Here is a 24,695-nt window from a genome sequence, read left to right on the forward strand (position 1 = left end):
CCAAGACATGATCCGGCTGCTGTTCATAGCCAGGTCCTATGATGGATCCATGCAGCTCCAGCAGCTCCGCTACTTCACCGCGGTCGCAGAGACCCTTCACTTCACCCGGGCCGCGGAGCGGGTGCATGTCTCCCAGCCGTCGCTCTCCCAGCAGATCCGGGCGCTGGAACAGGAACTGGGCGCGGACCTCTTCCGCCGCGCCCGGGGCAACATCGCCCTCACCGACGCCGGTCAGGCGCTGCTCCCGCTCGCCCGCCGGATCCTCGCCGACACCGAGACGGCCCGCCGCGAGGTGCAGGAGGTGGCCCAGCTGCGCCGCGGCCGGGTGCGGCTCGGTGCGACGCCGAGCCTGTGCACCGGTCTGCTGCCCCAGGTGCTGCGCACCTTCCACGATCTGCACCCGGGCATCGAGATCCTCGTCGAGGAGTCCGGCTCCCACGATCTGGTACGGGCACTGGCGCGCGGCGCGCTCGACCTGGCGCTCGTGGTGCTGCCGCTGCCGTCCTCGTCGCCCGCGCTGAGCACGGTCGAGCTGCTGCGGGAGGACTTGGTCGTGATCTCCTCACCGGCCGCGCCCGCACCGCCCACACCGCTGCGGATCGCCGACCTCGCCGGTGAGCCGCTGGTGATGTTCCGGCACGGCTACGACCTGCGTGACCTGACGGTGGCCGCCTGCCGGGCCGAGGGGTTCGAGCCGTCGTTCACCGTGGAGGGCGGCGAGATGGACGCCGTGCTCGGGTTCGTCAGGGCGGGCCTCGGGGCCGCCGTCGTCCCCGCCATGGTGGCCGAGGGCGCGGGCGGCGACCTGCGGGTCACCGCGCTCGCCGGGCCGGGGCTGCGCAGGACCATCGGGCTGGCGCACCGCAGCGATGTCGCGCCGCCGCGGGCGGCCCGCGAGCTGCAGCGGGTGCTGCTGGACTCGCGGGCCGTACGCAGGCGTCAGACCGCGTCCGCCAGCACCAGGGAGTGAATCCGGTCGGGGGCGCCGGGACGCGCGTAGTACCAGCCCTGGGCGGTGTCGCAGCCGATCTCCCGCAGCTGCTCCGCCTGCGCTGCGGTCTCCACGCCCTCGACCGTGACGGCCAGTTCCAGGCTGTGGGCGAGCGACACTATGCCCTCGACGATCTTGAGGTCGACGGGGTCGGCGGGGTGGCGCTGCATGCCCTGGGTGAAGGAACGGTCCAGCTTCAGGATGCTCACCGGCAGCCGGCGCAGATTGGCGAGGTTGGAGTAGCCGGTGCCGAAGTCGTCGAGCGCTATGTCGACGCCCATCTCCGCCAGCTGCCGCAGCGGCTTGAGCCGGTCCTCGTCGGCGCCGATCAGCGCCGACTCGGTGACCTCCAGGCACAGCGCGCCGGGTTCGAGGCCGGAGCGCTCCAGCACGTCGACGGTGTCGGCCACCAGCCCGGGATGCTGGAGCTGGGCCGGTGAGAGGTTGACGTTGATCCGCAGCGGTCCGCCGTCGGTGTGCCGCCTGCTCCAGAACCGGGCCTGGCGTACGGCCTCCTGGAGGACCCAGCGGCCCAGCGGCACGATCAGCCCGGTGTGTTCCGCGAGCGGGATGAACCGGTCGGGGCCGAGCACCCCGTGCTGCGGGTGGCACCAGCGCACCAGGGCCTCCGCGCCGTGCACGCTGCCGTCGCCGAGATGGACCAGCGGCTGGTACTCGATGAAGAACTCACCGCGCTCCAGGGCGGCGGGCAGCGCGTTGGTCAGGCCGTGCCGGGTGATGGCGCGGGCGTCGGCCTCCGGGTCGGCGAGTTCGAAGCGGTTGCCGCCGGCGGACTTGGCCCGGTACATGGTGATGTCGGCGCTGCGCAGCACCTCGGCGCTGGTCCGCTCCCCGGCCGGACCTTCGACGATGCCGATGCTGCCGCGCACGGTGAACTCCCGCCCGTCGACGCGGATCGGGGTCGACAGGGCGTTCAGGATGCGGCCGGCGAGCTCGTCGACCTCGGACTGTGTGTCGGGCCCGGTGGTCAGCGCGACGAACTCGTCGCCGCCCAGCCGGGCGACCATCTCGCCCGGCGCGGTGGCGCAGCTCTGCAGCCGGTCGGCGACCTCGACCAGCAGCCGGTCGCCGGTGGCGTGGCCGAGGCTGTCGTTGATGGTCTTGAATCCGTCGAGGTCGAGGTAGCACAGCCCGAAGCGGGAGCCGTTGCCGGCGCCGACGGCCTTCTCCAGCCGCTCGAAGAACAGGGTGCGGTTGGGCAGCCCGGTCAGCGCGTCGTGGGTGGCCTCGTACCGCAGCCGCAGGTTGAGCAGCCGGCGCTCGGTGGTGTCCTCGAACAGCGCCAGCTGATACTGCGGGCGGCCGTCGGGGTCCCGCAGCAGGGAGACGGTCAGGTTGGTCCACAGGACGGTGCCGTCGTTGCGGTAGAAGGGCTTCTCGACCCGGTAGTCCTCCCGCTCGCCGCTGACCAGCTCCCGGTACAGCTCCCACACCTGCGGCCGGTCCTCCGGGTGGGCCCAGTCGGTGACCTTGCGGCCGCGGACGTGGTTCTCCAGGCCGCCGAACATCTGGGTCAGGGTGTCGTTGACCTCCAGGACGTTGCCCTCGAGGTCGGCGATGCCGATGCCGATCGCGGCGCCCTCGAAGACCGCGCGGAAGCGCACCTCTGTGGCGTGCATCGCGTCCAGGGCCTCGCTGCGGGCCAGCAGCGCGGAGCGGGCGATGGACTCCTGCTCGGCGAGGGTGCGTTCACGCAGCGCCTGGGCGAAGCCCGCGGCGAGCGCGTGCTGCAGCCGCGCGCAGCGGGCCCGGCTCTCCTCCGCGCTCCGGTCGGGGTCACCGCAGTAGAGCACCAGGTAGGCGTCGATCACGCCGAGGGTGCGGCTCAGCGCGTCCGGGTCGGTGCAGTGCGCGCCGACGAGCGCGGCGCCCACCTGCTGGGCGGTCTGCGCGGTGAACGGGCGGGCATGGAGCGCGCTGCTCAACTCGCGGGCGAGCGGCAGCAGATGCTGTTCGAACTCGGGTCGGGTCAGCGACGTGGCCGTGGCGGGGAAGATCGCCCGGCTCCAGATCGTCGCGAACCGCCGCAGCCGGTCCTCCAGCACGCCCGGATGTCCCTCCGCGGCGTCCGCCTCTGACGTATGCCTCACGCCTTGCGCCCCACGCCGGCGAAGCCGGAGAAGGCATACGGATCCTCCTGGTCGACCGGGCCGTCCGGCCGCCAGTCCGGCATGGACACCAGGCCCGGTTCGACCATCTCGCAGCCGTCGAAGAACCGGGTGATCTGCTCGCGCGAGCGCATCACCAGCGGGTTGCGGATGCTCCGGTACACCTCGACGGTGCCGCCCGCCTGCTCGGGGGGCACCGGGATGCCCTCGAACGAGGCGTGGGTGAGCATCAGCAGACTGCCCGGGGCCAGCGCGTCACGCAGCTCGGCCACCGCCGCGTACGGGTCGTCGTCCTCCTCGATGAAGTGGAGTACGGCGACCAGCAGCAGGGCCACCGGCCGCTCGAGATCGAGCAGTGCGGCCTCCGGACTGTCCAGGATCTGCCGGGGCTTGCGCAGATCGGCGGCGACGACGCCCGACCGCTCGTCCCCGTCGAGCACCGCGCGGCTGTGCGCGACGGCCACCGGGTCGTTGTCGACGTAGAGGACCCGTGCGTCGGGCGTGGCCCGGCGGGCGACCTCGTGGACATTGCCGAAGGTCGGTATGCCGGAGCCGATGTCGAGGAACTGGGTGACGCCCGTGTCCACCGCGTAATTGACGGCCCGGCGCATGAACGCCCGGTTCGCCTGCATGATCTTGGGGAGTCCCGGCATGAACTCCATGGCCTTGCGCGCGGCCGCCCTGTCGACCTCGAAATTGTGGGAGCCGCCCAGATAGAAGTCATAGATGCGGGACACGCTCGGCACCGATATGTCGATGCCCTGCGGGGCCCAGGCGGGACGCTCCATCGATGTCTCCAACAAGTCGCCACGGGGGAGTTCGGCCGTGTTCATGGCCGGCGTTCGAGCCGAGGCTACTGATCGCCCGCCAAGAGGGCGACCCCAAACGGAAATTAGCGGTCCGTTCTTGGTCACACCTCCTCGTCACTCGCCCTTGGCAACAGACTTCGTCACATCCGCAGCGCACATGCGACGGCCCGCCGTCACGCGCGAGGCGTGCGGCGGGCCGGCGCTGGCCGGAGGCGCGGCGTGGGGACTACTTGGGCGCTCCGACCGGCTTGCCCTCGGGCGAGACGGCGTACCAGGTGCCGCCGACGCCCTGTCCGTTGGTGTCACCGGCCTTGGCGTCGCCCTTGAAGGTGTAGATGGGCCAGCAGTCGATGGTCTGCTGCACGATCCCGTCGGGGCGGTCGAAGGTGACGTTGCCCCGCTCGGAAACCTTGATGCCCTTGATGTCGTTCTTGTCGACGGGCGCCACGACGGGCCACTTCTCCAGACACTCGCCGGTGCAGGCGGTCTTCATGGGCCAGGCGGAGTCCTTCATGAACCGGTAGACGGTCATGCCGTTCTTGTCGACCACGATCTCGCCGAGCTTCGGGTCCTTGCGTACGGAAAGCCCCGCGAGGTCGGCCGGCTCGGCGGCCTCGTCGCCGCCGGCCTCGCCGCCCGCGCCCGAGGCCGCCTTCTTGCCGTCGGGTGCGGCCGCGTACCAAGTGCCGCCGATCCCCTGCCCCTTGACGTCGCCGGCCTTGGTGTCCTTGGCGTAGCGGTACATCGGCCAGCCGTCGATGGTGAGCTGCTTGGTGCCGTCCGCCCTGGTGACCTCGCCGATCAGGGAGGGGTCGACGCCGGGCGCGGCGGAGGCGCCGCCGGCCGCCACGACGGGCCAGGTCTTCGCGCAGTCGCCTTCGCAATTCGACTTCGGCGGCTTGGCGGTGTCCTTGTCGAACCGGTAGAGAGTGAGGCCCGCGCTGTCGGCGACGACCTTGCCGAGCTCCGCGCTCTCCCAGACCGCGAGCTGCCCGGCCGGCTCGGCGGCGGCCGCCTCACCGCCGGCGGCCTCGCCGTAACCGGCGTCGGAGCCGTAGCCGTTGCCGGGCTGTGCGGCCGGGTTGGCCGCACCGACCGCCTGACCGTTGGGCGTCTCGGTGCCCTTGTCCTGACCGCACGCCGTCGTCAGCGCGAGTACGGCCGTCGCAGTCACCGCGAGCGAGGCGTTCCGCCAGGTGTTCATGTCCACTCCCGTAGTTCATCCATCCGGTCCGGCGCCGCGAGTGCGCCGTTCATGGCTCTAGGTACGGACGGGAGGGCAGCGCGTGTTCAACCGCTTTCAAAGAATCTTCGGCGTCACGACCGCGAAGGGTCGAAATCCCCCTTCCAACAGGTGAATTCCGCCCAAGTGGAACCCCCGAAGAAATGGCTGGATCTCAACTGCCTCGACAGGCGCGCCAGTCACTCGGTGTACCGGAATCGTTCCAGAGCGCCGATGACGAGGCTTCGCATCGTGGCACTACCCTTGTGACCCGAGTCGTCCACGACCACCAGCTCCGCGTCGGTCCAGACGCGATCGAGTTCCCACGCGGTCTCCAGCGGTGAACTCAGATCGAGCCGGCCGTGGAAGAGCGCTCCGGCAATTCCATTCAGACGCCCCGCGTCGCGCAGCAGCGCCCCTTCCTCGAGCCACGCGCCGTGCGCGAAATAGTGGGCCGCGATCCGCACCAGCGCGATCCGCGCCTGCGAGGGCCGGCCGCTGTAGACGTCGGGCCCGCCGCCCGGTTCCAGGGACAGCACGGCGTCCTCCCAGCGGCACCAGTCGTCGGCGGCCTTCTCGCGCACCGCGCGGTCGTCGCTCTCCATCAGCCGGGCGTACGCGGCCACCAGGTCACCGCCGCGCTCGGCCTCGGGGACGCCGGCGCGGAAGCGGTCCCACTGCTCGGGGAAGAAGCGGCCGACGCCTCGGTAGAGCCAGTCGGTCTCCCGCCGGCGGGTGGTGGTGACACCGCTGACGACGATCTCCGTCACCCGCGACGGATGGCGCTCGGCGTAGGCCAGGAGCAGCGTCGAGCCCCACGAGCCTCCGTAGAGGAGCCAGCGCTCGATGTCCAGGTGCTCGCGCAACCGCTCCATGTCGGCGAGCAGACGGCCGGTGGTGTTGTGCCGCATGTCGGCGGCCGGGTCGGCCGCGTGCGGTGTGCTGCGTCCGCAGCCTCGCTGGTCGAACAGCACGATCCGGTAGGCGTCGGGGTCGAAGTACCGCCGCATCCGGGGATTGCAGCCGGACCCGGGCCCGCCGTGCACGACGAGGGCCGGTTTGCCCCGCGGGTTGCCGCACACCTCCCAGTGGACGAGGTTCCCGTCGCCCACGTCCAGCATCCCCTGCTCGTACGGCTCGATCGGCGGATACAGCTCTGCCATGGCCCGACGCCCTTCCGGTTCCCCAAAATTACAACAGCGCTGTTACATTATCCCCGTGACCAGGCCAGACCAAGACCCCCAGGATCAGGACGCCCGGACCTCCGGCGCCCACGCCCCCTCCCCCGGCCCCGAGCTGCTCGGCACCCGACTGCGCCTCCTGCTGGCCCGGCTCGACGCCGGCGTGGCGGCCGTCTACGAGGACCTGGGCCTCGAAGGCGTCCGCCCGCGCTACGCCCCGGTCCTGCGCGCACTGGCCGCCGACGGCCCCCGCTCCATCCAGGACCTTGCCGCGGCCACCGGCGTGACGCACTCGGCGGCGAGCCAGACCGTGGCCCAGTTGGTCAAGGACGGCCTGGTGACGGTCGGGCCCGGCAGCGACGGGCGCCGACGCATCGCGTCCCTCACAACGCGGGCCGAGTCCCTGCTGCCCGCACTGGACGCCGAGTGGCGGGCGACGGCCGCGGCTGCGGCGGCCTTCGAGGCCGAGCTCCCGTTCCCGCTGAGCGAGCTGATCGGCGAGGCACTGGAGGCCCTGCGGCGGCGGCCCATGCGCGAACGCATCCTGGACGCGGCGCCCCATCTCACCCCGCCCGCCCGCTGAAACGCCGACACACCTGCCGTCTCGCCTGCGTGGATCAGTGAAATGACCCGTTTGCCCTACACCGATCGCGGAGACCAGACACCCCTTTTAGCGTTTCGGTGATCGAGGTGCATTTTCCGACCCCTGCGGAAATCGTTCCGCGACTGCTCCTCGGGACCGGAGGACCACCATGCGCGCGATACGTGCCGCATCCGCCGCTCTGCTCGGAGCGGCCGCACTCGCTGTGACGGCGGCCCCCACGGCCATGGCCGTCAACAACACGCCGTACGACTTCAATGTCACACCCTCGACCGTCGCGGCGGGCGGCCGGGTCACGCTGACCGCGGGCGGCTGCCCGAGCAGTACCACCGTCACTTCCGCCGTGTTCGACACCGTCAGCGTCCCCCGCAACGGTGCCGCGACGGCCGTCGTCGACTGGGACGCCAAGCCGGGCGCCGTCTACACGGTGCAGTTCAACTGCGTCGGACGGATCGGCACCCTGAACCTCACGATCTCCGGCACCACCGCCAGCCCCACGGCCAGCTCCACGCGCACGACCACCCCGCCCGCGGGCGTCCGCGGCGGCATCGGCGGCAGTTTCGAAGGCATGAACGCCGCGGAGATCGCCGCCGGCGGCGCGCTGGTCGCCGCCGCGGCCACCGCGACGGTGCTCGTGGTGCGTCGGCGGTCGGCCGACCGCCGGCACTGATGGGCCCGGCCGCCCACGCTCCCCCGCACCTCGCCGGTGCCCCAGCCACAGACGCCGACCGCCCGTCGCCCCGGGTCCCGTTCAGGACCCGGGGCGACGGGCGGTTGCGGCCGGACCGGGAGGTTCAACCGGTCAGGCCGGACCGCCGACCGTGCGACGGCGGCGGACGATGAACAGGCTGCCGCCCACGGCCGCCGTGGCGACCAGACCCGCGCCGATCGCCATCTCTGCGTCGGTCGGGCCGATCGAACCGCCGAGACCGCCCGTCGCGGCGCGGCCGGGCAGCACCCGGAACGAAGCGGTGGCGGTCTGCGGGTTGTCGTTGCACCTGACCGTCAGGCTGTAGTTCCCCGGGGTCGCGTTGTCGCGGACCCGGGCCGTGGCGACCGACTCGCCGCCCCTGTCACCGCCTGCCCGGTCCCGGTCATGGTCCCGGTCGCGGTTGGAGAGCGTGGCGTCCGGGAACGCGTTGGAGCTGACCACACCGCCACGGTGGCAGCCGTCGACGGTGATGGTCAGGATGCCGCCCTGGTGGACCGAGGACGGGCTGACCTGAACGTTCCTGGGGCCGTTGCCGCCACCGGCGACGGCCATGGGAGCGCACAGTCCGACGGCCGCGAAAGCGGTCACCGTCGCTGCGAGAGCGCGTGAGGCACGCATCGTTGAACCTCCAGAAGGAAGACGCCCCAAAGCGGCGCTCCGGGATGATCGACGAGTACGTCTTCCATGACGAACGATCACCGGACGGTGCTTTCATCGCATTTCGGCCTTGGTCCACCCCGGTGAGGCGACACGCCGACGAAGCACCCCGCCACCTGACGGACCCGCAGGTCACGCACCGTCAGAAGTTTTATCGGGCCTCTTACACGGATGGGTCATCTCGACTGGCCCCGGCCACCCGTTCGCGCTTTCCCCCTCGCCGGAGCCCCGCACCCCGCTTAGCGTGCCCACAAGCGCGCGAAGGGAGAACCATGGGCCAGGACAAGTACGGCTGGGAGCCGAGGAGGCGCTCGCCCTGGGGCGTACTGGCTCTGGCGATGCTCACCGGCATCGCTCTGGTCAAGAACGGTGTGGACGTGGGTCTCGGACCGCCTCAGCCGGCGGCCGCCGCCTCGCACGCCAGGGCGGGCGAGGTGTTCCTGCCCGTACCGCTCGAACCGCTGCCGTACGCGGCGGCCAAGCGGGTGCGCATCCCCTCCATCAAGGTGGACGCCCCGATCGTGAACGTCGGCCTGGACCAGGACGGCTGGGTGGCGGCGCCCGAGCCGCGCGACCCCAATCTCGCCGGCTGGTACCAGAACGGCATCTCGCCGGGCCAGCGGGGCACCGCCGTCGTCGTGGGCCACGTCGACAACCAGGCGGGCCCCGCCGTCTTCTACGGCCTCGGCTCCGTCAAGCCGGGCCACCGGATCGAGGTGCCCCGCTTCGACGGGCGCGTCGCCGTCTTCGAGGTGTACGGCGTCGAGGTCTTCTCCAAGTACGACTTCCCCGGCGTCCGGGTGTACGCCGACACGGGGCAGCCGGAGCTGCGGGTGATCACCTGCGGCGGCGGATACTCCAAGGCGGACGGCTACGACGGCAACGTGGTGGTCTTCGCCCGGATGGTCAAGGCGCTCTGACGGTGCGTCAGTGGCGCGGCACCGTGATCCGGTAGCCGTCGTCGAGCAGCTTCGGCAGATAGCGGCGCAGCGCCGCGACGCTCTGCGAGCGGTTGCCGCCCGCGTCGTGCGAGAGCACCACCACGCCGGGGGCGGCGCCGCGCAGCACCCGCCGGACGATGGTCGTGGTGCCCGGCCGGGTCCAGTCGAGGGTGTCGAGCGTCCAGCCGAGCGGCTCCATGCCGAGCTCGGCGCCGATCTCGAACGAGTGCTTGTTCCAGGCGCCGTAGGGCGCGCGGTACCACAGCGGCGCCTGGCCCACGGACCTCTCGATCACCTCGCTGGTGCGGCCGAGCTGGTCGCGGATCCTGGACGGCGGCAGCTTCGGGACCAGCGGGTGGGACCAGGTGTGGTTGCCGACCACATGGCCGTCGTCGGCCATCTCGCGCAGCAGGTCGCGGTGGGCGGTCGCCATCTCGCCGCACACGAAGAACATCGCCCGCACCCCGTGCTCGCGCAGGACGGCGAGGATGTCCGGGGTGTAGCGGGGGTCGGGGCCGTCGTCGAAGGTGAGCACCATCGTGCGGCCCATGTCCGTGACCTCGAGGAAGGGCCGCTCGCGCACCGGCGGCCTGGCGCGCCGCAGTGCGGGCACCGCGTACGCCGCCAGGGGCCGCAGCCGGTAGGAGGTGGCCGCCGGCGGAGGGGCGGCCTGCGGGCCCCCGGCCGTCCCGGCGGCGGGTAGGCGTCCCGGGGTCTCGGCCCGCTCGCTGACGAGCAGGCCGCCGACGGCGGCGGCGCCGAGGCAGGCGGCGATGCGGAACACCGAGCGGCGGCCGGGAGGCGACTGATCCTTCGTCATGGGCCACTGCTCGCACGACCGCCGCCATGACGGGTCGATCAACACCGGTTGCACCGGCGAAAGCACCCGATGAGAGCAGTGCGCGGACGCGCGGCGACGCCGGCTGGCCGGCGTCGCCGGCCTCGTGGGTGACCGGCGTGGGTAACCTCGTGGGTGTGACAGCGCACCGGTTCGAACGGGGCACCGACGGTCCGAAGGTGATCGTCGCCGGCCTCGACGGCTCCGACTCCTCGCTGCGCGCCGCCGCGTACGCGAGCGGTCTCGCCCGGCGGCAGAACGCGCTGCTCGCGATCGTCTACGTGCAGCCGGTGATGCCGGCGGGGGCCGCCCTGGGGATGCCGGTCCCGGACCCGACGGGGGAGATCGCCGAGGAGCTGGTGGAGGAGGTCCGGGCGGCTGCCGAGCGGGTGCACGGGATCTGGGACGTCCGCTGGGAGTTCCACACCCGCCGCGGGGACCCGTACGCCGGGCTGGTGGCGGCGGCGGACGAGCTGCGGGCGGACGCGGTGGTGGTGGGCGCGTCCGAGTCGGCCGGGCACCGGTTCGTCGGGTCGGTGGCGGTGCGGCTGGTGAAGGCCGGGCGGTGGCCGGTGACGGTGGTTCCGTAACCTCGCGGAAACCCCTGCTCAGCGGCCCATGGTGAGGCCGTCCCGGGCCGCGCCGCGGCCGAGGACCGCCTCGGTGACGGCCTGCTGGGCGGCGGCGTAGTCGGCGCGGGGGCCTTCGCGGCGGATCGCGTCCGGCAGGTTGACGACCCGGCCGGCGGCGGTGTCCATCCACTGGGGGATGTACTCGGCCTTCGTGACCTCCCAGCGGGCGCCGGGGGCGGCGGGCGGCGAGAAGGTGAAGCGGGCAAGGGTGCCCTGGTTGCCCCGGGGGTCCTGCTCGCCCCAGTGGTTGATCATGTCGCCGGCGATCTGGTCGCCCATGCCGTAGACGACCCAGGTGCCGTTGACCTTCTCGTACGCCTGGGGCACATGGGCGTGGGTGCCGAGGATCAGGTCGATGTCGGGGCGCCCGCCGGTCGTGGAGGCGGTGAGGGACCGGCCGAGGTCCAGCTGCCGCCGGTCGGGCTCGGTCTGCCATTCGGTGCCCCAGTGGAGGCTGACGACCACGACGTCGGCGCCGGCGGCCCTGGCGGCGCGGGCGTCGGCGACGACCTGACGCTCGTCGAGGAGGTCGACGGCCCAGGGCTGCCCCTGCGGCAGCGGGATGTCGTTGGTGCCGTAGGTGTAGGCGAGGTGGGCCACCCTGGCGCTGCCGGCCGTGAGCCAGGCCGGCCGGTCCGCCTCCCGCGGGGTGCGGGCGGAGCCGGCGTGCCGGACGCCCGCGCGGTCGAGGGCGTCCAGGGTGCGCCGCACTCCGGCGGCGCCGTCGTCGAGTGTGTGGTTGGAGGCGGTGGAGCACGAGTCGTAGCCGGTGTGGGCGAGCGCGGCGGCGATCTCCGGCGGGGACTTGAAGCTCGGGTAGCCGGTGTAGTGCCCGTTCTCCCCGTAGACGGTCTCCATGTGGCACAGGGCGATGTCGGCGCGGGAGACGACCGGGCCGACCCCGGCGAGCATGGGGCGGAAGTCGTAGCCGTGGCCGCCGGCGTCGAGCCGGGCCCGGTCGATGACCGAGTCGTGCGGCAGGACGTCCCCGCTGGCCACGAGGGTGAAGCCGCGGGGCGCGGCGGCGGCGCCCGGAGCCGCGGGCTGTGCCGGACTCGGCCGGCCGGGGTCGGGTCCGGCACAGCCCGCGGCTCCTGCGAGCAGGACGGCGCAGACGGCCGCCGTGGCCCGTGGTGCGGGTCGCGCGTGTGGCATCGCCGACCACCCTCCCATTTGTGTGATTAACGGAATATCGGACGAACCGAATCCACAGGGGAGGACGCGCCGAGTCAAGCGACACGGCCCACGCGTTCGCTGCAACGGACCTGCGCATCCACCCTCCGGAGGCCGGTCGACCGCTCACCGCACCATTCGCCGCTCGGTGCGACCGTTCGCCGACAGACCGCGGCACACCGTCTGTCGCGGCGCGCCGGGATGCGTTCGTATACGCCACGTGTCAGGGGACTTCTACGGAGAAGGGTGCAGGCGATGGCGACCGCGACCGCGACGACCGACGAGCAGGCATTGGCAGATCTGCAGCGGGAGCACGGCCCCGCGCTGCTGAGCTTCCTGCTGGGCCTCACCTACGGTGACCAGCAGCGCGCCGAGGACCTGCTGCAGGAGACACTGGTCAGGGCCTGGCAGCACCCCGAGGCCTTCGACGCCCCGTACGAGTCCATGCGCCCCTGGCTGTTCACCGTGGGGCGCCGGCTCGCCATCGACGCCCGGCGCTCCCGGATGGCCCGGCCCACCGAGATAGGCGATGGGGTGCTGGCCATCACGCCCGACCCGGCCGACGTCACCGAGAGCGCGGTGGCCGCCCTCGACGTGCGGGCCGCGGTCGGCTCGCTGAGCCCGGAGCACCGCGCCGTCCTCGTCCAGATCTACTTCCACGGGATGAGCGTCAACGAGGCCGCGCAGGCCCTCGGCATTCCGCCGGGCACGGTCAAGTCCCGTTCGCACTACGCGCTGCGCGCCCTGGCCCGCTGTCTGCCGGGGTACAGCAGGCGCACCGCCCCGTCCGCCCCGCGAGCCACGGTGATGGCCGCCTCCCCCACCGGTCGCGGGCGCCGGGCGGCCGTATGCCGAACGTCACGGGCGAGTTGAGCGAACCTGCCTTCCCCACCGTGTCTGTCGGTGGAGGCTCGTCGTGGAGAGGCGGACCCAGTCCCACGGGAGAGGGTGAGGAGACATGCGGCCGGGAAGTACGAACGGCACCAGCGGAGGCGGCATCGCCGTCCCCATGGCGTGGCTGTGCGCCGAATACACCGCGGACGAGATGATGCGCACCGCCGCGCTGGTGGATCCGGCCTCCCTCGAGTTCCGGGCCGGCCGGCAGGCGCTCGCCCTCACCATCCATCTGTGCGACGGCGCCGACCCGCTGTCCGGGGCGTCGCCGACGGCGGGTGTCGACGACTGGCTGGCGGTCACCTCGTACGGGCACCCCTGGCCGCAGTGGGTGCGGGACCGGCTCGCGGCCCGCAGGGCACGGGAGCGGCACGGCGGCGAGGACCCCGACCTGGCGCTCGCGTTCGACGCCTGGCGTCTGCTGCGCGAGACCGAACTGCTCGCCACCGACCTCGGGGGCCTGGAACCGTGGCACACCTCCCGCCCGGCGGACACCCCGCCCGACGAGGCGGTGAAGGTGTGGATGCCCGCCTGGGAACTCGGGCTGCCGCTCGGGCATCTGGCGGTCCACCTGTGGTGAGCCGTCCCGCCGCGGCGGACGGGGTCAGGTCAGGGCGCGCGGGCCCGCCGAGGAGTGGACGCCCGCCCGGTACTTGGGTATCCGGACAGTGATCTTCATCCCGGCGCCGACGGCGGTCTCGATGACCAGGCCGTAGTCGTCCCCGTACACCTGGCGCAGCCGCTCGTCGACGTTGCTCAGGCCGATGCCCGACGACGTGGTGCGCTCCCCGGCGAGGATGGCGCGCAGCGCGTCCGGGTCCATGCCCACGCCGTCGTCCTCCACGGTCACCATCGCCTCCGCGCCCGCGTCCTGGGCGGAGATCGTGACGCGGCAGGCGTTCCTGGAGTCCTCGAGGCCGTGCTTGACGGCGTTCTCGACCAGGGGCTGGAGGCACAGGAACGGCAGCGTGACCGGCAGGACCTCGGGGGCGACCTGGAGGGTGACCTTGAGCCGGTCGCCGAAGCGGGCCCCGGCGAGGGCCAAGTACTGCTCGATGGAGCGCAGTTCGTCGGCGAGCTGGGTGAACTCGCCGTGCCGGCGGAACGAGTAGCGCGTGAAGTCGGCGAACTCCAGCAGCAGTTCGCGGGCCCGCTCCGGGTCGGTGCGGACGAAGGACGCGATCGCGGCCAGCGAGTTGAAGATGAAGTGGGGGGAGATCTGCGCCCGCAGGGCGCGGATCTCCGCCTCGATCAGGCGGGTGCGGGAGCGGTCCAGCTCGGCAAGTTCCAGCTGCACGGAGACCCAGCGGGCCACCTCGGTGGCCGCCCGTACCAGTACGGCCGACTCCCGTGAGCCGTACGCGACCAGCGCGCCCAGCACCCCTTCCTCGCCGGTCAGCGGTGCGATGACGACCCAGCGCAGCGGGCAGTCCAGCTCGTCGCACTCGGCATGGACGCTGCGGCTGCGCCCGGAGTCGAGCACCTCCGCCACCAGCTCCATGACCTGCTGCCGGTGCCGGTCGGCGCCGGGTCCGTCCCAGGCGAGCACCCCGTCGCGGTCGGTGAGGCAGAGGGTCTCCGTCCCGAGCAGCGGGCGCAGCCGCCGGGCCGCCTTGCGCGCCGTGTCCTCCGTGAGGCCCGCCCGCAGCGGCGGCGCGGCGAGGGACGCGGTGTGCAGGGTGTGGAAGGTCGCGCGCTCGACGGGCGTGCCGAGGTCGAGGTCCGGCCGGTCGCCGCCGCGGCCGGCGGTCAGCCGGCCGATCACCGTGCCGAGGGCCAGCAGCAGGAGCCCCGCCGCGGCCAGTGCGGCCCACTCCGTCCCGGTCATCGTGGTGCTCCTTCGCGCTGCGGCCGGCCCACCAGGCCCTCCGGCAGATGAAGCCGGGCCAGGGTCGCGGCGGCTCCGGCCGGGATGTGGCGCGGCGTGGCCAGGGACACCCCGATCATGGTCAGGAAGCCGAGCGGCACCGACCAGACGGCGGGCCAGGCCATCAGCGTGTGCGTCCAGCCGCCCGACGCCAGGCCGGTACGGGTGGCCATCACCGCGGTCAGGGCCGCACCGCCGCCGACGACGAGACCGGCCGCCGCGCCGGGCGGGGTGAGCCCGCGCCACCAGATGCCGAGGATCAGCAGCGGGCAGAACGAGGAGGCGGAGACGGCGAAGGCGAGGCCGACCGCGTCGGCGACCGGCACCTTCGTCGCCACCACGCTCAGCGCGAGCGGCGCGGCCATCGCGAACAGGGTCGCGAGGCGGAAGTGCCGTACACCGCGCGAGGGCAGCACGTCCTGGGTGAGCACCCCGGCCACGGACATCGTGAGGCCCGAGGCCGTGGACAGGAAGGCGGCGAACGCGCCGCCGGCGAGCAGCGCGCCGAGCAGTTCCCCGGCGAGCCCGCCGATGACCCGGTCCGGCAGCACCAGTACGGCCGCGTCGGCGGCCCCGGTGAGCGCCAGTTCGGGCGCGTAGACGCGGCCCAGCGCGCCGTAGACCGGCGGGAGCAGATAGAAGGCGCCGATCAGTCCGAGCACGACCAGGGTGGTGCGCCGGGCGGCCCGTCCGTTGGGGCTGGTGTAGAAGCGGACGGCGACATGGGGCAGGCCCATGGTGCCGAGGAAGGTGGCGAGGATCAGCCCGTACGTCGCGTACAGCTGATGGCCGTCCCGGCCGCCGGACAGCGGCTCCGACCAGCTGTACGGTCCGGTGCCCTCGCTGCGGGGCCGGGGGACCTCAGCGCCCTCGGGGAAGCGCAGTGTCGTGCCCGCCTCGATGCGGTGCGTGCCCTCGCTCAGGGTGACGGGGCTCCGCTCGTGCCGCACGCCGTCGACCGTTCCGGAGACGGTGAGGCTCAGCGGCGCCTCGACGTCGACACGGACGGTGTCGTCGAGGCGGACGGCGGTGTGCTGCTGGAAGACGGCGGGCGCGTCGAACCGGGCACGCGGGGTGTCGTCGCCGACCCAGGCCGCGACCAGGAACAGCGCCGGGACCAGCAGGGCGGTGAGCTTCAGCCAGTACTGGAAGGCCTGGACGAAGGTGATGCTGCGCATTCCGCCGGCGGCGACGGCCCCGGTGACGACGACGGCCACGACGACACTGCCGACCCAGTCGGGCGCGCCGGTGAGGATCTGCAGGGTCAGGCCCGCGCCCTGGAGCTGCGGCAGCAGATACAGCCAGCCGATGCCGACGACGAAGAGACTCGCGAGCCTGCGCACCTGCGCCGATTCGAGGCGGGCGTCCGCGAAGTCGGAGAGCGTGTACGCCCCCGAGCGGCGCAGCGGGGCGGCGACGAATACGAGAAGGACCAGATAGCCGGCCGTGTACCCGACCGGATACCAGAGCAGGTCCGGGCCCTGGAGGAGCACCAGCCCCGCGATGCCGAGGAAGGACGCGGCGGAGAGGTACTCGCCGCTGATGGCGGCCGCGTTGAGAGCGGGCCTGACGGTGCGGGAGGCGACGTAGAAGTCGGAGGTGGTGCGGGATATGCGCAGGCCGAGCGCGCCGATGAGCACAGTGGCGAGCACCACGGCGGTGACGGCGGCCACCGCGTAGGTCTGGTTCACCTGGCTGCTCCCGCGGGCACCGTCAGCGTCCCTCGACGAGCCTGGTGAAGTCGCGCTCGTTGCGCTCGGCCCGGCGCACGTACCAGCGGGCGATCAGCCACATCACGGGGTAGACGGCCACGCCGAGCACGGCCCAGACGAACGGCTCCGGCGAGCCCGGCGAACCGCCCAGGGCGGACGGCAGGGCGAACAGCAGCGGCAGCGAGCCGACGAGGAGGGCGAGCGTGCCGAGCGCGTACAGGGCCGCCCGCAGCTGACTGCGCATCAGGGAGCGGACATACGTGGCGCCGAGGGTGGTCTGCTCGCTGATCTCGGAGCGGGCGGGCGCGTGGCCGGGCGGACGGCGGGTGCCGCGCGGCACACCGGTGACCACCTCGCGGCGTGGGGCTTGCTCTGCAGACATCGTCGTCCGCTCCAGCGTCTGTCGGCGAACTCGGGGAGGTCCTGGAGTCTACGCAGGAGTGATTACGGGCGGTAGAGACGAGCGGGGCCCTTCTGGGCGGCCGGCCCGGCCCGCCCGGCCGCTGCTCAGCGGCCGGTGTCACCGGCGCAGTCCCGCAGCGCGATCTCCAGCTCGACGTAGGACTCCTCGGCCCGGCGGAAGGCGACTTCGAGGGCCGCTTCCGCGCGCGGTCCGGCGATCCCCTGTGCCGACTGGCGGATCTCGTCCAGCACGTCGGCCCACCGTCCCGCGGCGCTGCGCACGGTGGCGAGGAGTTCCTGGAGGTCGTGGACGTCGGCCGGGTGGGTGTGCGGAACGCCGCGGAGCTCGTCCAGCAGTGCGTCGATGTCGCGCATCAGGCCCCCATCTTCACCGGCGTGATCAAGGTTAGGGGCGGGCGGGCGTGATCATGGGCCGAGTCCGCCGCCGCGTCGCCGTACGGCCGGTACCGCGCGACGAACGGCCGCTGATGATCGCCGAACGGTCCGTCAGCCTCTGGCGTGCCGCAGCAGCAGGTCACGCAGCTGGCGGGCGTGACGCCGGCTGACCGCGAGCTCGGCGCCGCCGACCCGTACGGTCGTCGCGCCGGCGTCCAGCCGCAGTTCGTCGATGCGGCCGAGGGCCACCAGGTGGCTGCGGTGGATACGGACGAACCCGCGCGACGCCCAGCGCTCCTCGAGGGCGGACAGCGGGATGCGGACCAGATGGCTGCCCGCGGGGGTGTGCAGCCGGGCGTAGTCGCCCTGCGCCTCGACGTAGGTGATGTCGTCGACCGGCACGAAGCGGGTGACCCCGCCGAGCTCGACGGGTATCTGCTCCGGTCCCCCGCCCGCGGCCTGCTGCGCGGCCTCCGGGGTCTCCGGTGCAGGCACGGGCTGGTCGGGACGCTGCGGTTCGCGCAGGGTGACGACCAGGTCGCTGACCCTGCGCACCGCTTCGGCGAGCCGCTCCCGGCGCACCGGCTTGAGCACGTAGTCGACGGCCTTGAGGTCGAAGGCCTGGACCGCGAACCCCTCGTGCGCCGTAACGAAGACGATCAGGGGCGGCCTGGCGAATCCGGCGAGGAGCCGCGCGACGTCCAGCCCGGTCAGCCCGGCCATGTGGATGTCGAGGAACACGACGTCGATGTCGTCCTCGCCGTCCGGCCCGCCCTCCAGGGCGCGGCCGATGCGGCGCAGCGCCTCCGTGGCGTCGGTGGCGCCCTCGGCGCTGCGGACCCGCGAGTCGGCACGCAGGAGGTAGAGCAGTTCCTCGAGCGCCGGTTTCTCGTCGTCGACAGCCAGTACGCGCAGCATGGGGCGGAGTCTAGGTGTGCTCCCGGGGCCTCGGCCACGGGCGGTCGGCTTTGCGATCGCGGCCGTGTCCGCGGCGGGTTGAGCAGAGCGCCTTCCCGCTGCGTATTCCAGGGTGACCGCCCGTAACACCTTGAGGAAACGAGGACCGCCCATGAGCCGGCAGCAGCCGCACCGGGATGTGGCCGCGTATGCGCTGGGCATCCTGGAACCGGCCGACGCCCATCGGTTCGAGGAGCATCTCGCCGGTTGCGCCGCGTGTGCCGTGGGGCTGTCCGACTTCACCGGCGTCGCGACCGCGCTGTCCGAGCTCGCCGGCCCGGGCCGGATCGACGCCCGCCCCGGGCCGCAGCTGCTCGAACGTCTGACCGGCGCCGTCGTGGTGCAGCGGCGGCGGGACCGCGGGCGGCGCTTCCGGCTGGTGGCCGTGGCCGCCGCACTGATCGTCGCCCTGCCCGTCGCCGTGGTCACCGTCCGGGGCGCCGCGCAGGAGCCGGAACCGCCCCGGGTCGTCGCCTCGGACCCCGTCTCGGGGGTGACCGCGTCGGTGGCCCTGGAGGACCGCGACTGGGGCACGTCGGTCGCGATGCGGCTGAGCGGGCTGGCCGGTCCGCGCACCTGCCGGCTCGTTGCGATCGGCAAGGACGGGGTGGAGCACCCGGTGCTCAGCTGGTGGGTGCCGAAGGGCGGTTACGGCGTTCCCAAGGAACCCGCTGGCGAGGGCCCGCTGGACCTGGAGGCGAGCACCGGACTGCACCCGGGCGAGATCGGCCGCTGGGAGGTCCGTTCGGACCGCGGCGAGCGGCTGCTGTCGATCGGCGGCTGACGGCGCGCGCCGGCCTCGCCCGAGCGACGTCCCGGCCGGCCTCACTTGAGGAGGCGGGAGAGCCTGCGGTCGGCGAGCGGCTTGCCACCGGTCTGGCAGGTCGGGCAGTACTGCAGCGACGAGTCGCTGAAGGACACCTCGCGCACGGTGTCCCCGCAGACGGGGCATGGCTGCCCGGTGCGGCCGTGGACGCGCAGTCCGCTCTTCTTCTCCGACTTGAGGCGGCCGGCCGCCACCCCCCGGGAGCGTTCCACGGCCTCGCCGAGCGTCGTCCGCAGCGCCTCGTACAGCGCGTCCCGCTCGGTGTCATTCAGGTTCTGCACCGGTTTGAAGGGGGACATCTTCGCCGCGTGCAGGATCTCGTCGCTGTACGCGTTCCCGATGCCGGCGATCAGACGCTGGTCGCGCAGCGCCCCCTTGAGCTGTCGCCGTTCGCCGGCCAGCACGCGGGCGAACGCGGCCCGGTCGAAGTCGTCGGCGAGCGGGTCCGGCCCCAGCGCCGCGACCCCGGGCACCTCGGCCGGGTCGCGTACGAGGTGCACGGCCAGGCGCTTGGTCGTACCGGCCTCGGTCAGGTCGAACCCCCCGCCCTCCGCCAGCACGGTCCGCAGCGCCAGCGGACTTTTGCCGGGCCGGGGCGGCGCGGCGGGGATCTCGTCCTGCCACCGGAGCCAGCCGGCGCGGGCGAGGTGGATCACCAGGTGGAGGCCGCCCGCGGTCACGTCGAGCCACTTGCCGTGCCGGTCCACGGCGGTGACCTGCGCGCCTTCCACAGCGGAGACCGGCGGGTCGTACGTCTTGAGCACGCTGACGGCCACCGGCAGCACGCGGGCGATGCGGCGGCCCACCAGATGGGAGCCGAGGAATTCGCGCAGCGCCTCGACCTCGGGCAGTTCGGGCATGCCTCCACCCTGCCGCAGCGGACCGCCGGTCGCGCGCCGAATCGCTCAAAACCCGTGAATCCAGAGCCCGTACATCAGCCCGGAGTCCGTATGCCGGAGCCGGTCCGTCAGAGCCCGTACACACGGGCCGCCGTGCCGCCGAAGACCGCGCGCCGGTCGGACTCGCCGAGGTGTCCGGTCAGCGCGCGGGCGACGTCGAGGACCTCCTCGTAACCGGCGGCGAGCAGGCACACGGGCCAGTCGGAGCCGAACATCAGCCGGTCCGGGCCGAAGGCGTCCAGCGCGGTGTCCGCGTAGGGCCGCAGGTCCTCGACGGCCCAGGAGGACCGGTCGGCCTCCGTCACCAGTCCGGAGAGTTTGCAGACGGTGTTCGGCAGCGCGGCCAGGCTCCGCAGCGCGCCGCGCCAGGGCTCGAGCCGGCCGGAGGCGACGGGTGGTTTGCCGAGGTGGTCGAGGACGAACGTGAGTCCCGGCAGCCGGGCGGCCGCCTCCACGGCGGCGGGCAACTGGTGCGGCAGGACCACGAGGTCGTGGGCGAGCCCGGCGTCCGCGACGGCCGCGAGGCCGCGCAGCACGTCGGGGCGCAGCAGCCAGCGGGGGTCCGGTTCGCTCTGGACCTGGTGGCGGATGCCGACGAGCCGCTGCCCGCCGGGGAGTTCACGGAGGGCGGCGAGGGCGTCTGCGACGCCGGGGGCGGTGAGGTCGGTCCATCCGACGACGCCGGCGACGAGGCCGTCGGCCGCGGCGAGGGCCAGGAGCTCCGGGGTCTCCTGCGCGACGCACACGGTCTGGACGAGGACGGTGACGTGCACCCCGGCGACCCGGGCCCGCGGGGCCAGGTCCTCGATGCCGAAGCTGCGCCTGATGGCGGCCGTGCCGGGGTCGCTGAGCCATTCCTGGTCCCGTACGGACAGGTCCCACACATGGTGGTGGGCGTCGACGACGGTCACCGTTGCTCGACCAGGCCGGGCGGGGGCGTGTCCCGCAGCAGTCCCTCGGCGCGCATCTCGTCGTAGAGGACGGGCGGCGCGGGCACGGCGAGCAGGGCGGCCGTGTCCCGCACCTCGGCGGCGGACCGCCCGCCGGCGACGACGCCCGCCACGGCCGGACGGCCGAGGGGGTAGTGAAGGGCGGCGGCGCGCAGGGGGACGCCGTGGCGTTCGGCGACGGACTTCATGCGCAGGGCGCGTTCGACGAGCGACGGTGGCGCGGTGGCGTAGTCGTAGCGGGCGCCGGGCCGGGGATCGGCGAGCAGGCCGGAGTTGAACACGCCGCCGACGACGACGCTCCTGCCCCGCGCGGCGGCCGCCGGCAGCAGTTCGGCGAGCGCGCTCTGGTCGAGCAGGGTGCAGCGGCCGGCGCACAGCACGACGTCGATGTCGGTGTCGCGTACGAACCGGGCGAGCATCGCCGCCTGGTTCATGCCCGCGCCGATGGCCCCGACGACTCCCTCGGCGCGCAGCGCCTCCAGCGCCGGGTAGGCGTAACGCAGCGCGGTCTCCTCGTGGTCGTCCGGGTCGTGGAGGTGCACGACGTCGATACGGTCCAGCCCCAGCCGCAGCAGGCTCGCCTCGATGGAGCGGCGTACGCCGTCGGCGCTGAAGTCCCAGATCCGCCGGTGGTCGGCGGGCACGGCGAAGCCGTGGGCGAGGTCGTCGCCGTCGGCGGGGCAGGGTTCGAGCAGCCGGCCCACCTTGGTGGAGAGGGTGTACGCGTCGCGCGGCCGGGCGCGCAGCGCCTCGCCGAGTCGGCGCTCGGAGAGGCCGAGTCCATAGTGGGGCGCGGTGTCGAAGGTGCGGACGCCCACGTCCCAGGCGGCGTCGACCGCGGCCAGCGCGTCGTCGTGGCCGATGGGTGCGTAGAGGTTTCCGATGCCGGCCGCCCCGAAGGACAGTTCGGTGATCTCGACGGCGCTGTGCCCGAGCCTGGTGCGTCGCATCCGGCTGCTGCCCCCTCGCCCTGGATCCGGACGTCCGTACCCGCATATTCATCGGAGCACTTCGGCCCCGTCAACACCCGGGGAGCGGGAAAAGCACTTCCCGGCAGCCGAGCTGTCCGATCTCTGGGAACGCTTGAGAGCCAGTCGGCCGGGTACCCGCGATCCGCACGGGCCGCACCCGTCCGTACGGGCCGCACCCGAGGAGGTCTCCATGCCCGCTCGCGACGCCCTGGCGGAGTACCGCCGCAAGCGCGACTTCCACCGGACCACGGAGCCCTCGGGCGACGGCGGCCCCCGCGACGCCGAGGTCCGCTCGTTCGTGGTGCAGATCCACGACGCGAGCACCATGCACTTCGACTTCCGCCTCGAGGTCGACGGCGTCCTCAAGAGCTGGGCGGTGCCGAAGGGGCCGTCCGCCGATCCGGGCGCGAAGCGGCTGGCCATGCCGACCGAGGACCATCCCCTGGAGTACGCGGACTACGAAGGGGTCATCGCACCGGGCGAGTACGGCGCCGGGGCCGTCATCATCTGGGACGAGGGCATCTACCGCAGCCTCGCCACCGACCGGCGCGGCCACGAGATCCCCTTCGCCGAGGCCCTGGAGAACGGGCACGCCTCGTTCTGGCTCGACGGCGCGAAGCTGCACGGCGGCTACGCGCTCACCCGCACCCGCGGCGGCCGGTACGGCGATCGGGAGACCTGGCTGCTGGTGAAGAAGCAGGACCGGCACGCCTCTTCGCACGACGCGCCCGAGCCGCGCCGCGCCCGGTCGGCGCGCACCGGCCGCACCCTGGGGCGGGTGGCCGCGGACGCGGAGGCGGAGGCGGAGGCGGAGGCGGGCCGGACCTGAACGACGGTCGCGGAGAAGGGGTCACGGCGCGGACCGGTCCGGCACCCGGATCTCGCACCACACGCACTTGCCGGTGCCCCGCGGCTCGACGCCCCAGGCGTCGGACAGCCGCTCGACCAGCATCAGGCCCCGCCCGGAGACGCCCGACACACTCGCCTCGCGCCGGCGCGGCAGTGCGCTGGAGCGGTCCTCGACCTCCACCCGCAGCCGCCGTTCCCCGCCGGCCGGCACCCGTACGGTGACGATGGCCCCGCCGTCGGTGTGCGTCAGCGCGTTGGTGATCAGTTCGTCCGCGGCGAGCTCGATCTCGTCCGCCCGGTACCGGGCGCCCCAGGACTCCACCGCAGCGCGGACCATGTGGCGGGCGGAGCGCAGCGCCTCCGGGTCGCCCTGGGCGACGTGCTGCTGGAGCCGGCCGCCCGCCTTGGCGGTGTAGGCGTCCTTGCGGCGCAGCAGCAGGAGCGCCACGTCGTCGTCACCTTCGCGTTCGTCCACCACTTCGCAGAGCCGGTCGGCGAGCCGCTGGACGTCGCGGGGGCCTTCGCGGACCAGCTCGGACAGGGCCCGCATCCCGTCGTCGAGGTCCGAGCCCGGCTGTTCGACCAGGCCGTCGGTGTACATCACCAGCGTCTGCCCCGGGTCCAGCTCGATGATGACGACCGGGTACTCCAGCCGGCCGAACTCCGCGGAGAGCCCGAGCGGCAGGCCGCCCGACATCGCGAGTCTGCGGCACGTGCCGTTCCGGTCGCGCATCAGCGGGTCGACATGTCCGGCCCTGACCACCTGCACCACTCCGGTCGACAGGTCCGCCTCGGCGTAGATGCACGTCGCGAACCGGTCGGTGTCCAGTTCGTGCAGGAAGACGGAGGCGCGGGCCATCACCGTGGCCGGGGGGTGCCCCTCCGCCGCGTACGCCCGCAGGACGATGCGCAGCTGTCCCATGACGGCGGCCGCGTGCGTGTCGTGTCCCTGTACGTCGCCGATGACCGCCCCGACGCGGCCGCCGGGCAGCGGGATGACGTCGTACCAGTCGCCGCCGATGTCCTGGCCGAATCGCGCGGAGCGGTAGCGCACCGCGATCTCGGCGCCCGGGACGTCGGGGATGCGGCGCGGCAGCATGGCCTGCTGCAGCCCCTCTGCGAGGTCGTGCTCCTGCTCGTACAGCACGGCCCGCTGGAGGCTCTGCGCGATGCTGCTGCCGAGGGCGACCAGCAGATTGCGCTCGTCGGGGCTGAAGGCGGTCTTGTCTCGGTAGAGCAGGCCGAGCGCGCCGATGGGGCGGGCCTGCGCGATCAGCGGCAGGTAGGCGGCGGCGGTGATGCCGAGTCCGCTGATGTGCGGCCACAGGATCGGGTACGACCGGGCGAAGTCGGCCTTGGACTCGATGAAACGGGGGGTGAGCGTGCGCACCACCTCGCTCATCGGGTACTGCTCGTCGACCCGCGTGTAGCGGGTGCCGGGGACGAAGGAGCCTTCGGGTCCCTCCGCCACCAGGTGGATGCGGCCGGATTCCAGGAGGCCCATGACGAGGCTGGTGGCACCGAGGTGTTCCAGGCCGTGGGAGTCCTTCAGCAGTTCGATGACGTCCTGCACGGTGCGGGCGTGGGCGAGGGCGGCGGTGGTGCTCTCGACGACGCTGGTCTGCCTGCGGCGTTCGAGGTCGACCTCCACATGGGTGCTGGAGTCGGCCAGTTCCTGGGTCGCGTCCCTGACGATGCCGATGATGCGCACCGGACGGCCGGTCTCGTCCCGCCGTACGCAGGCCTGGGTGTGGGTCCAGCGCAGATGTCCGTCGCGGCACCGGATGCGGAAGTACGCGCCGTAGTTGTCGCTCCCGTTCTTCAGCGCCTGGGAGACCATGGTGTCGAGCCGGGCGGCCTCGTCGGCGGGCACCCGTGGCGCCAGGCTCTCCGGACGGCCGTCGTACTCCTCGGGACGCAGGTCGAACACCTCGAGGCCGGCCCCGTCCATGTGCATGAGCCCGCTGGTGAGGTCCCAGTCGAACGTGCCCATCCGGTTGAGGACGAGACTTAGATCCGCGTGCGCCGGCCAGTCGTCGGGAAGCGACAGGGCACCCGCTGCCCGATCAGCCATGTGGCCACTCTG

The 24,695-nt window shown here is 73.0% G+C and carries 25 protein-coding genes; 9 read left to right on the forward strand and 16 right to left on the reverse strand.

Translation table 11 applies throughout. From position 1 onward, the window contains the following. The first annotated feature begins 49 nt into the window (after nt 1-49). Complete coding sequence (locus tag ACFYOP_RS03040) at nt 50-970, forward strand: LysR substrate-binding domain-containing protein (RefSeq protein ID WP_356891105.1); 921 nt, start codon at nt 50-52, stop codon at nt 968-970. Here ACFYOP_RS03040 and ACFYOP_RS03045 read toward each other — a convergent pair. From ACFYOP_RS03045 to pip, 4 genes are all read right to left on the reverse strand, one after another. Next, nucleotides 940-3,102 carry an EAL domain-containing protein gene (locus ACFYOP_RS03045; protein ID WP_356891103.1) on the reverse strand — a complete coding sequence of 721 codons (2,163 nt, stop codon included), beginning with the start codon at nt 3,100-3,102 and terminating at the stop codon, nt 940-942. The genes ACFYOP_RS03040 and ACFYOP_RS03045 overlap by 31 nt on opposite strands. Further along, entirely contained in the window at nt 3,099-3,908 is an 810-nt protein-coding gene (locus tag ACFYOP_RS03050; protein WP_356891101.1) for an SAM-dependent methyltransferase, read from the reverse strand. The genes ACFYOP_RS03045 and ACFYOP_RS03050 overlap by 4 nt, the downstream gene beginning before the upstream one ends. 247 nt (nt 3,909-4,155) lie before the next feature. Next, entirely contained in the window at nt 4,156-5,133 is a 978-nt protein-coding gene (locus tag ACFYOP_RS03055; protein ID WP_356891099.1) for an SCO0930 family lipoprotein, read from the reverse strand. 218 nt (nt 5,134-5,351) lie between these two features. Beyond that, nucleotides 5,352-6,314, reverse strand: coding sequence for a prolyl aminopeptidase (gene pip / locus ACFYOP_RS03060; RefSeq protein WP_356891097.1), 963 nt, complete (start codon nt 6,312-6,314; stop codon nt 5,352-5,354). Between the two features lie 55 nt (nt 6,315-6,369). On the opposite strand from pip, the gene ACFYOP_RS03065 reads away from it, so the two are divergent. Continuing rightward, entirely contained in the window at nt 6,370-6,915 is a 546-nt protein-coding gene (locus tag ACFYOP_RS03065; protein ID WP_356891095.1) for a helix-turn-helix domain-containing protein, read from the forward strand. Between the two features lie 169 nt (nt 6,916-7,084). Then, on the forward strand, nt 7,085-7,603 hold the full coding sequence (locus ACFYOP_RS03070) for a hypothetical protein (RefSeq protein ID WP_356891093.1): 519 nt from the start codon (nt 7,085-7,087) through the stop codon (nt 7,601-7,603). A 132-nt stretch (nt 7,604-7,735) separates the two neighbouring features. On the opposite strand, the gene ACFYOP_RS03075 is transcribed toward ACFYOP_RS03070, so the two are convergent. Next, nucleotides 7,736-8,263, reverse strand: a complete 528-nt coding sequence (locus ACFYOP_RS03075) for a hypothetical protein (protein ID WP_356891091.1) — start codon at nt 8,261-8,263, stop codon at nt 7,736-7,738. A gap of 311 nt (nt 8,264-8,574) precedes the next feature. Here ACFYOP_RS03075 and ACFYOP_RS03080 point away from each other — a divergent pair, with 311 nt between their 5' ends. Next, nucleotides 8,575-9,222 (forward strand): class F sortase, encoded by a 648-nt coding sequence (locus ACFYOP_RS03080; RefSeq protein ID WP_356891089.1) that lies wholly within the window; start codon nt 8,575-8,577, stop codon nt 9,220-9,222. Between the two features lie 7 nt (nt 9,223-9,229). On the opposite strand, the gene ACFYOP_RS03085 is transcribed toward ACFYOP_RS03080, so the two are convergent. Next, nucleotides 9,230-10,063: a polysaccharide deacetylase family protein gene (locus ACFYOP_RS03085; protein ID WP_356891087.1), complete on the reverse strand. Its 834-nt coding sequence runs from the start codon at nt 10,061-10,063 to the stop codon at nt 9,230-9,232. A 149-nt stretch (nt 10,064-10,212) separates the two neighbouring features. On the opposite strand from ACFYOP_RS03085, the gene ACFYOP_RS03090 reads away from it, so the two are divergent. Next, complete coding sequence (locus tag ACFYOP_RS03090; RefSeq protein ID WP_388450888.1) at nt 10,213-10,671, forward strand: universal stress protein; 459 nt, start codon at nt 10,213-10,215, stop codon at nt 10,669-10,671. Nucleotides 10,672-10,689: 18 nt separating this feature from the next. Here the strand turns inward: ACFYOP_RS03090 and ACFYOP_RS03095 are convergent, their stop codons facing one another. After that, nucleotides 10,690-11,868 carry a CapA family protein gene (locus ACFYOP_RS03095; RefSeq protein WP_356891083.1) on the reverse strand — a complete coding sequence of 393 codons (1,179 nt, stop codon included), beginning with the start codon at nt 11,866-11,868 and terminating at the stop codon, nt 10,690-10,692. A 273-nt stretch (nt 11,869-12,141) separates the two neighbouring features. Here ACFYOP_RS03095 and ACFYOP_RS03100 point away from each other — a divergent pair, with 273 nt between their 5' ends. Next, nucleotides 12,142-12,759, forward strand: coding sequence for a sigma-70 family RNA polymerase sigma factor (locus ACFYOP_RS03100; protein WP_356891081.1), 618 nt, complete (start codon nt 12,142-12,144; stop codon nt 12,757-12,759). A gap of 85 nt (nt 12,760-12,844) precedes the next feature. Beyond that, nucleotides 12,845-13,360, forward strand: coding sequence for a hypothetical protein (locus tag ACFYOP_RS03105; RefSeq protein WP_356891079.1), 516 nt, complete (start codon nt 12,845-12,847; stop codon nt 13,358-13,360). Between the two features lie 24 nt (nt 13,361-13,384). On the opposite strand, the gene ACFYOP_RS03110 is transcribed toward ACFYOP_RS03105, so the two are convergent. The 5 genes from ACFYOP_RS03110 to ACFYOP_RS03130 all read right to left on the reverse strand — a co-directional run bounded on the left by ACFYOP_RS03110 (nt 13,385) and on the right by ACFYOP_RS03130 (nt 18,075). Then, the gene (locus ACFYOP_RS03110; RefSeq protein ID WP_356891077.1) at nt 13,385-14,608 is read right to left on the reverse strand and encodes a histidine kinase; all 1,224 of its coding nucleotides are present in this window, start codon (nt 14,606-14,608) and stop codon (nt 13,385-13,387) included. Continuing rightward, on the reverse strand, nt 14,605-16,338 hold the full coding sequence (locus tag ACFYOP_RS03115) for a cation acetate symporter (RefSeq protein ID WP_356891076.1): 1,734 nt from the start codon (nt 16,336-16,338) through the stop codon (nt 14,605-14,607). The genes ACFYOP_RS03110 and ACFYOP_RS03115 overlap by 4 nt, the downstream gene beginning before the upstream one ends. 22 nt (nt 16,339-16,360) lie before the next feature. Then, on the reverse strand, nt 16,361-16,741 hold the full coding sequence (locus ACFYOP_RS03120) for a hypothetical protein (RefSeq protein WP_356891074.1): 381 nt from the start codon (nt 16,739-16,741) through the stop codon (nt 16,361-16,363). 125 nt (nt 16,742-16,866) lie between these two features. Then, a complete protein-coding gene (locus ACFYOP_RS03125) occupies nt 16,867-17,136 on the reverse strand; it encodes a hypothetical protein (protein WP_356891072.1) in 270 nt (89 codons plus the stop codon). 132 nt (nt 17,137-17,268) lie between these two features. After that, on the reverse strand, nt 17,269-18,075 hold the full coding sequence (locus tag ACFYOP_RS03130) for a LytTR family DNA-binding domain-containing protein (RefSeq protein ID WP_356891070.1): 807 nt from the start codon (nt 18,073-18,075) through the stop codon (nt 17,269-17,271). A 151-nt stretch (nt 18,076-18,226) separates the two neighbouring features. Between ACFYOP_RS03130 and ACFYOP_RS03135 the strand changes: the two genes are divergently transcribed. Further along, nucleotides 18,227-18,898: a zf-HC2 domain-containing protein gene (locus ACFYOP_RS03135; protein ID WP_356891068.1), complete on the forward strand. Its 672-nt coding sequence runs from the start codon at nt 18,227-18,229 to the stop codon at nt 18,896-18,898. Between the two features lie 41 nt (nt 18,899-18,939). Here ACFYOP_RS03135 and ACFYOP_RS03140 read toward each other — a convergent pair whose 3' ends face one another. The 3 genes from ACFYOP_RS03140 to ACFYOP_RS03150 form a co-directional block, all read right to left on the reverse strand. After that, entirely contained in the window at nt 18,940-19,800 is an 861-nt protein-coding gene (locus ACFYOP_RS03140; protein ID WP_356891066.1) for a DNA-formamidopyrimidine glycosylase family protein, read from the reverse strand. 107 nt (nt 19,801-19,907) lie between these two features. After that, entirely contained in the window at nt 19,908-20,750 is an 843-nt protein-coding gene (locus ACFYOP_RS03145; RefSeq protein ID WP_356891064.1) for an amidohydrolase family protein, read from the reverse strand. Next, nucleotides 20,747-21,739, reverse strand: a complete 993-nt coding sequence (locus tag ACFYOP_RS03150; RefSeq protein WP_356891062.1) for an aldo/keto reductase — start codon at nt 21,737-21,739, stop codon at nt 20,747-20,749. The genes ACFYOP_RS03145 and ACFYOP_RS03150 overlap by 4 nt, the downstream gene beginning before the upstream one ends. 211 nt (nt 21,740-21,950) lie before the next feature. Here ACFYOP_RS03150 and ACFYOP_RS03155 point away from each other — a divergent pair, with 211 nt between their 5' ends. Continuing rightward, complete coding sequence (locus ACFYOP_RS03155) at nt 21,951-22,589, forward strand: DNA polymerase ligase N-terminal domain-containing protein (RefSeq protein WP_356891060.1); 639 nt, start codon at nt 21,951-21,953, stop codon at nt 22,587-22,589. Between the two features lie 21 nt (nt 22,590-22,610). On the opposite strand, the gene ACFYOP_RS03160 is transcribed toward ACFYOP_RS03155, so the two are convergent. Then, nucleotides 22,611-24,683, reverse strand: coding sequence for a SpoIIE family protein phosphatase (locus tag ACFYOP_RS03160; protein WP_356891058.1), 2,073 nt, complete (start codon nt 24,681-24,683; stop codon nt 22,611-22,613). Nucleotides 24,684-24,695: the final 12 nt, after the last annotated feature.

The organism is Streptomyces sp. NPDC006294, assembly GCF_042870895.1.
In the GTDB taxonomy this organism is placed as follows: domain Bacteria; phylum Actinomycetota; class Actinomycetes; order Streptomycetales; family Streptomycetaceae; genus Streptomyces.